This window comes from Citrobacter europaeus (assembly GCF_037482245.1).
In the GTDB taxonomy this organism is placed as follows: Bacteria; Pseudomonadota; Gammaproteobacteria; order Enterobacterales; family Enterobacteriaceae; genus Citrobacter; species Citrobacter europaeus.
Genome location: NZ_CP148084.1, coordinates 5,124,523 through 5,131,358 on the forward strand (window position 1 = coordinate 5,124,523; position 6,836 = coordinate 5,131,358).

Annotated in this window: 8 protein-coding genes; all 8 read right to left on the bottom strand. The window is 53.8% G+C overall.

Annotation, left to right across the window (positions count from 1 at the left end; translation table 11 throughout):
- Positions 1-107: 107 nt before the first annotated feature.
- Entirely contained in the window at positions 108-1,067 is a 960-nt protein-coding gene (yidZ, locus tag WHR59_RS24005; protein ID WP_338843498.1) for an HTH-type transcriptional regulator YidZ, read from the bottom strand.
- Positions 1,036-2,217 carry an MFS transporter gene (locus tag WHR59_RS24010; protein ID WP_286524513.1) on the bottom strand — a complete coding sequence of 394 codons (1,182 nt, stop codon included), beginning with the start codon at positions 2,215-2,217 and terminating at the stop codon, positions 1,036-1,038. The genes yidZ and WHR59_RS24010 overlap by 32 nt, the downstream gene beginning before the upstream one ends.
- A 153-nt stretch (positions 2,218-2,370) precedes the next feature.
- The gene (mnmE, locus tag WHR59_RS24015) at positions 2,371-3,735 is read right to left on the bottom strand and encodes a tRNA uridine-5-carboxymethylaminomethyl(34) synthesis GTPase MnmE (protein ID WP_043018812.1); all 1,365 of its coding nucleotides are present in this window, start codon (positions 3,733-3,735) and stop codon (positions 2,371-2,373) included.
- A 107-nt stretch (positions 3,736-3,842) separates the two neighbouring features.
- Positions 3,843-5,489, bottom strand: a complete 1,647-nt coding sequence (yidC, locus tag WHR59_RS24020; protein WP_003023844.1) for a membrane protein insertase YidC — start codon at positions 5,487-5,489, stop codon at positions 3,843-3,845.
- A gap of 2 nt (positions 5,490-5,491) precedes the next feature.
- On the bottom strand, positions 5,492-5,749 hold the full coding sequence (gene yidD, locus WHR59_RS24025; RefSeq protein ID WP_003023846.1) for a membrane protein insertion efficiency factor YidD: 258 nt from the start codon (positions 5,747-5,749) through the stop codon (positions 5,492-5,494).
- A complete protein-coding gene (rnpA, locus tag WHR59_RS24030; protein ID WP_003844432.1) occupies positions 5,713-6,072 on the bottom strand; it encodes a ribonuclease P protein component in 360 nt (119 codons plus the stop codon). Before rnpA ends, yidD begins: the two co-directional genes overlap by 37 nt.
- Before the next feature lie 17 nt (positions 6,073-6,089).
- Complete coding sequence (rpmH, locus tag WHR59_RS24035; protein ID WP_003023858.1) at positions 6,090-6,230, bottom strand: 50S ribosomal protein L34; 141 nt, start codon at positions 6,228-6,230, stop codon at positions 6,090-6,092.
- 228 nt (positions 6,231-6,458) lie between these two features.
- On the bottom strand, positions 6,459-6,614 hold the full coding sequence (locus tag WHR59_RS24545) for a hypothetical protein (RefSeq protein WP_418657320.1): 156 nt from the start codon (positions 6,612-6,614) through the stop codon (positions 6,459-6,461).
- Positions 6,615-6,836 lie beyond the last annotated feature (222 nt).

The window sequence follows — 6,836 nt, forward strand, 5'->3', positions numbered from 1 at the left end:
AGGCAGGCTTTGCTGCCCAAAAAGTAAGCTGAAATGGAATACATTACGCGATATTTACATTTCTGTTGCCAGAATAGTCGATTCAGCAACAAAGTGGCGGCGGATCGTCAGGACATATCGCGATAAAGCGCCTTGATCGTGTCTTTCAACCAGACGATCTTAGGATTATGACTGTTACGTTTATGCCAAAGAAGGGTGAAGGGTACGCGCATTTTTTCCAACTGCGCGGCATCAAAAGGCATTGGTCGCGCCACCAGCGGAAGCTGGTGGAGTTGGTTATAACGCTGGCAATAAACCGGAGCTGTGGCTATCAGCGCGTGTTCCGGCTGGGCGGCCATGAACAGCGATTGCTCAAAACCGGGCAGACATAACGCGATATTGCGCACGCGCCCCATCTCTTGCAGGACTTCATCCAACGCCCAGGTATCGCTTTGCTCCCAGCTAATGCTGATGTGCGGATAGCGCAGAAAAGTGTCCAGATTCCACTCTTCCTGCAGTGCGGGATGATCTTCACGTAGCCAGACGCAGGGCAGATCGGAAAACAGCACTTCATGGTCGATCGACAGCGGCAATAAACTTAACAGTTCACGCGAGCGTGGATGGCTTTCACGCCCGGTAAAGCCGATATCCACTTCGCCGCGAATAATCGCATCCAGCGAATCATAGTCCCAGTTGCGAATTTTGATCGTCGCCTGAGGATAACGCTGATAAATCTGCCTGGAAAGCGCGTTGAACATGATCATCACCAGCGGCGTTTCGGCCACCAGATCAAACTTCAACCCGCGCGGCGCTTCATGATGTGGCTTATCCAGCAACTGGTTGCTCATCTGCATCCACTCTGCCAGGTTCTGTTCCATGCTGACCATCAGCGGCGTTGGCGTTAGCCCCAGCGGGGTGTTTACAAACAGCGGATCGTCAAACCAGGCCCTTAACTTCGACAACGATTTACTCACCGCCGACGGCGTGACGTTCATCCGTTTGGCGGTTTTGGTGACGCTGCGCTCCTGCATCAACAGCTGCAGGCAGAGTAATAAATTAAGATCGAGACTGCTGAGGGATTTCTTCATGAGTTGGCGCGGACCGGTTAGGTGCAACAGTGATAATCAGCATGATACTCACTATGCTACAGCCAATCAGAATCCCGATCAGCATATTCAACGCATCAAGACCGAGCACCGCCGCCAGCCAAATCCACAGCGAGGAACCGCAAACCTGCGCAATACCTAACGCCGAGCTGGCAACGCCCGCGCGCAGCGAGAACGGACCCAGTGCCTGGCTCATGGCGACACCAAAACCAACCGAGAACCCCGCGCAGATTAAAGTCAGCCCAAACAGCGTTACTGCGTGTGAGGCGGCAAGGGTTAACACCACACCTGCACACAGAAACAGCACCTGCGAAGTCAACATCAGAACGCGAGGCTTAAACACGCTCAGAGCGAATGGTGTGGAGAAAGAGACCGCCATGCTGATGCCTGCGGTCATGGCCATGGTGGTGGCGTACTCGCCGCGGTCGAAGCCCATCACTTCCATCAACAGCACCGGGGAGGTATTCACGAAGGTCAGGATCACCGACACGCTGAGGGTGGTAATAGCCAGGCGGCTTAAGAAAAAACGGTTTACCAGCGACTCTGCGCGATGATCGCTCTGTGTTGAGGTCGAGAGCGCCGCTGGACGCGATTCTCGCAGGACAAACACCGACAGCAGGCAAACGACCACCCCCATCCCGATCATCGTGTAGAACAGGCTCTGCCACGGGTATTTGAGCATGATCAGATGCCCCATCACTGGAGCCAGCACCGGCACAATACAGGTAATTCCGTTCAACAGCGACAGTACCTTCGCCCGGCGGCGATCGTCGAGCGTATCGCGCAGAATAGCGAAGGCCACCACATAGCAGCAACCTGCGCCTGTGCCCTGAATAAAGCGGCCAATAAGAAACGGCGTACCGCTTTCGGCGAATGAACACAGCGCAGAGGCGAAAATAAAGATGAGGGCGCCGACAATAGCGACGGGTTTGCGTCCTGACCGATCGGCAATTTTTCCCGCGAACAGCATCGCCGTCGCCATTCCCGCCAGATAAACCGAAAACGCGATATGCAGTTGCGCCTCGCTGGCCTGTAAATCGGCAGCAATACGGGGCAGCCCTACCAGATACATATCAATACCGGCGGGATAAAGTAACACCAGGGCGAAACTGCAGATTAGAAAGCGTGTCATAGCGACCTCATGAGGAATGTGGCGCTAAGCATACGGTCATAGAGTCAACTGCACGAGTTGCCATTTGGACAACAGTGATTTCCCTATGGGAAATTATTGTTGCCGGATGGCGGCGTAGGCCCGGCAAGCATCGCGCCACCGGGCAACACAACGTTACTTACCAATACAGAAACTGGAGAAAATCCGTCCAAGCAGATCGTCGGAGGTAAATTCCCCGGTGATCTCACTGAGGTTCTGCTGCGCCAGACGTAGCTCCTCTGCCAGCAGCTCTCCGGCCCATGCTCCGAGCAGTTGGGCTTTGCCTTGCTCAAGATGTTCCGCCGCTTCTGCCAGCGCCTGCAGGTGACGACGACGCGCCAGAAAGCCGCCTTCCATATTGGTTTCAAAGCCCATGCTCTGCTTAAGATGATTACGCAGCACGTCAACGCCTTCCCCGGTACGCGCGGAGAGGCGAACCAGTGAGTGGCCATTTACTTCGCTAAGGCCCAGCGTCTCACCGGTAATATCCGCTTTGTTACGCACTACGGTAATCGGAAGTTTAGCTGGCAGACGGGCAATAAAGTCTGGCCAGATGTCAGCCGGGTCTACGGCGTCGGTGGTGGTGCCATCAACCATAAACAGTACTCGGTCGGCCTGTTCGATTTCCTGCCAGGCACGTTCGATACCAATGCGTTCAACTTCATCGCTGGCATCACGCAGACCGGCTGTGTCGATGATATGCAGCGGCATCCCGTCGATATGAATATGCTCACGCAGCACATCGCGGGTTGTCCCGGCGATGTCGGTGACAATGGCTGCCTCACGGCCAGCCAGGGCGTTTAACAGGCTTGATTTCCCGGCGTTAGGACGCCCGGCAATCACCACCTTCATCCCTTCGCGCAGCAGGCTGCCCTGACGCGCTTCGGCACGAACGGCATCAAGATCGCTGATAACGCTGTTGAGCTGCGCTTCAATCTTGCCGTCAGACAGGAAGTCGATTTCTTCATCCGGAAAGTCGATCGCCGCTTCCACATAGATGCGCAGGTGAGTGAGCGCTTCCACAAGATGATTTACCCGTGCGGAAAATGCGCCCTGCAACGAGTTTAGCGCCGAGCGAGCCGCTTGCTCTGAGCTGGCATCGATCAGGTCGGCAATCGCCTCTGCCTGGGCTAAATCGAGCTTATCATTGATAAATGCGCGCTCGGAGAATTCACCTGGTCTGGCAATGCGCAGCCCGGGAATAGTCAGAATACGTTTGAGCAGCAGATCAAGAATCACCGGACCGCCGTGGCCCTGAAGCTCTAAAACGTCTTCGCCAGTAAAGGAGTTCGGGCCGGGGAACCACAGGGCAATCCCCTGATCCAGCGCGCTGCCATCCGCGTCTTTAAACGGCAGATAGTCGGCATAACGCGGTTTTGGCAGTTTCCCCAGTACGGTTTCTGCGACTTCACGTGCCTTCAGGCCGGAGATACGCAGGATACCCACGCCACCACGTCCCGGAGGGGTGGCCTGAGCGACGATGGTGTCGTTATGGCTCATGGTTTGTCTCTTCTTAATACAATAAAAAAGGCGGTCTAAAATGACCGCCCTTTACTTTATGTTCCGTTTGCCGGATGGCGGCTTCGCCTAATCCGGCCTACACCGAATCAGGAGTTTTTCTTCTCGCGGCTATGCAGCCCACGCTTCTCCAGACCACGGTAAATCAGCTGTTGCTGAATAATGGTTACCAGGTTGCTGACGATATAGTACAGCACCAGACCTGACGGGAACCACAGGAAGAACACGGTGAAGATGACCGGCATAAAGGTCATGATCTTCTGCTGCATCGGGTCGGTCACGGTGGTCGGAGACATCTTCTGAATGAAGAACATCGTCACGCCCATCAGGATCGGCAGGATGTAGTACGGGTCCTGTGCGGACAGGTCATGGATCCACAGCGCGAACGGCGCATGACGCAGTTCAATGGAGCCCATCAGCATGTAGTACAACGCCAGGAAGATTGGCATCTGGATGATCAGCGGGAAGCAGCCGCCCAGCGGGTTAACCTTCTCAGCTTTGTACAGGGCCATCATTTCCTGGCTCTGACGCTGTTTGTCATCGCCCAGACGCTCACGCATAGCCTGAATCTTAGGCTGCAGCATACGCATCTTCGCCATGGAGGTGTACTGCGCTTTGGTCAGCGGGTACATGATGCCACGAACGATAAAGGTGATAACGATGATGGAGAAGCCCCAGTTACCCAGGAAGCTATGGATCCACTTCAGCAGTTTAAACAGCGGCTGAGAGATGAACCACAGCCAGCCGTAATCCACGGTCAGATCCAGGTGCGGTGCAACGGCCGCCATTTTATCCTGAATTTCCGGGCCGACCCACAGGGTGCTGGTCATCGCGCCAGTCTGGCCAGGCTGAACCAGTACCGGCTGTGATTTATAGCCGATAGCGGCAATGCCGTTACCCAGATTAGCGGTGTAGAAATTGTTGGTACCGTCGTTACGCGGAACCCATGCCGTTGCGAAATACTGTTGCAACATTGCGACCCAGCCGTCTTTAGCGTTGACGTTCAGGTTTTCGTTTTCAGCAATGGTGTCGAATTTGTATTTCTCATACTTCTCATCCGGCGTGGAGTACGCCGCGCCACGGAAAGTGTGCAGCGCAAAGTTGCTGCTCCCGGTGTCGCGATGAGATGGCAGATTGATGGATTGCTTCAGCTGACCAAAGGTGGAGACTTCCAGCGGTTTTTCGCCGGCGTTCTGCACGCTGTAGTTAACGTTGACAGCATATTCACCACGCTTGAGGACAAACGTTTTAGTGAATGTGTTACCCGCTGCGTCAGTATAGGTCATCGGGATCTGCAGTTCGTTCTGACCGTCAGCCAGTACAAACGCGTCTTTTTCGACGTTGTACAGCGGACGCGGGCCGTTAGCCGGGTTATCCGGGCCGTCACGACCTGTCAGGCCACTCTGTGCCTGGTAGATGAACTGTGGCGTGGTTTCCAGTAACTGGAACGGTTCGGTAGAACCGAGTTCTTTCGGGTAAGCTGGCAGTGAAGCCTGTTCCACATCACCACCACGGGTGTTGATGGTCAGATCAAGCACGTCAGTTTTAACCGTAATCAGTTTCCCCTGGCCACTGGCCGGTACGCCCTGGTCTGCGGCGCTACCCGCTGCGGTGGTCGTTGTCTGCGTGGTCTGTTGGGCCTGAGGTTGCGGGTTTTTATCCTGCTCCCAGGCTTGCCAGATCATGAAAGACACGAACAGCAAAGCGATGACTAAAAGATTGCGTTGCGAATCCATCGTTAGTGTTCTCTGGTATCAAATGGTCCGGGCGGGACGGGATCGTCACCACCAGGGTGTAAAGGGTGGCATTTTAATACGCGTTTCACCGTCAACCAACTGCCTTTTATCACTCCAAACCTGCGCAATGCCTCAATTCCGTAGCTCGAACAGGTTGGAGTGAAACGGCAATGCGGCCCAAGCAGCGGACTGATCAGGCGTTGATAGACCCGAATGAGGGCTATCAGGACCCGCGAGCCAGGCGACAATGGCGACGCCATAATTTTTCCAACGCTTCCGAGAGAGCACGGTTATCGAGGTCAGCAACCCCTTTTTTCGCCACCACCACGAAATCCATTGCTGGAAGCTCGTGCTGACGTAAACGGAAGCTTTCACGCGTCAGACGTTTAATCCGATTGCGTTCATGCGCACGTTTAACATTTTTCTTGGCGACTGTAAGACCGATACGGGGATGCCCCAGCGAATTCAGGCGGCCGAGGATGGTGATTTGCGGCGTGCCAGCCCGTTGTGGCTGCTGGAAGACGAATGTGAAATGAGTGGGAGTTAACAAACGTAACTCCCTGGGAAATGCGAGCTTAACCACTCAGGGGCTAGCTTTTATTACTTAGAAACGGTCAGACGAGAACGGCCTTTAGCACGACGACGTGCCAGAACCTGACGACCATTTTTATTAGCCATACGAGCACGGAAGCCGTGAGAACGGTTGCGCTTCAGTACAGACGGTTGAAAAGTGCGTTTCATGGCGATTTCTACCTAAACTTGAATAAATTCACTGACTTTTGCGTATACCCGAACGAGTTTCGAACGACTTACGCCACAGTGTGGGTGATTAAAGAGGCCGGATTGTAATAATTGTACACTCCGGAGTCAATTCTCTTTCCTTATTTCCCGCTTTTTTCCGCACGGTTTCGCGTAAAAAACAGGCAGCGTTGACGCCGTAAGGCGACCGTTACTCGCTGGGGGTAAGAATTATACGGGCTGGTGGATAAAGCGCAAGGATCGCACGGGATCTTTATTAGATCGTTTAAGCAGTAAAGCATCTTTACTCATTAATTTTTTCAATATGCGCGCTAAAACCTGCAGCACTTCTCCAGGATCGTTTACACTTAGCCGATTCTGGATCATCCTGTGGATAAATCGGGAAGAATCTGTGAGAAACAGAAGATCTCTTTCTCAGTTTACGCTATGATCCGCGGTCCCGATCGTTTCAATGGATCCTGATCGGGGGAAAATTGCAGATAGCAATTCGCACGTCACCCTTTGCATAGGGTCTTGTCGATGTGCGTCAACAATCATGAATGTTTCAGCCTTTGTCATTTATCGACTTTTGTTCGAGTGGAGTCCGCC

Coding starts and splice junctions, on each gene's coding strand:
- rpmH (WP_003023858.1), bottom strand. CDS start 6,230: ATGAAACGCACTTTTCAACCGTCTGTACTGAAGCGCAACCGTTCTCAC.
- WHR59_RS24545 (WP_418657320.1), bottom strand. CDS start 6,614: ATGATCCAGAATCGGCTAAGTGTAAACGATCCTGGAGAAGTGCTGCAG.
- yidC (WP_003023844.1), bottom strand. CDS start 5,489: ATGGATTCGCAACGCAATCTTTTAGTCATCGCTTTGCTGTTCGTGTCT.
- yidZ (WP_338843498.1), bottom strand. CDS start 1,067: ATGAAGAAATCCCTCAGCAGTCTCGATCTTAATTTATTACTCTGCCTG.
- yidD (WP_003023846.1), bottom strand. CDS start 5,749: ATGGCGTCGCCATTGTCGCCTGGCTCGCGGGTCCTGATAGCCCTCATT.
- mnmE (WP_043018812.1), bottom strand. CDS start 3,735: ATGAGCCATAACGACACCATCGTCGCTCAGGCCACCCCTCCGGGACGT.
- WHR59_RS24010 (WP_286524513.1), bottom strand. CDS start 2,217: ATGACACGCTTTCTAATCTGCAGTTTCGCCCTGGTGTTACTTTATCCC.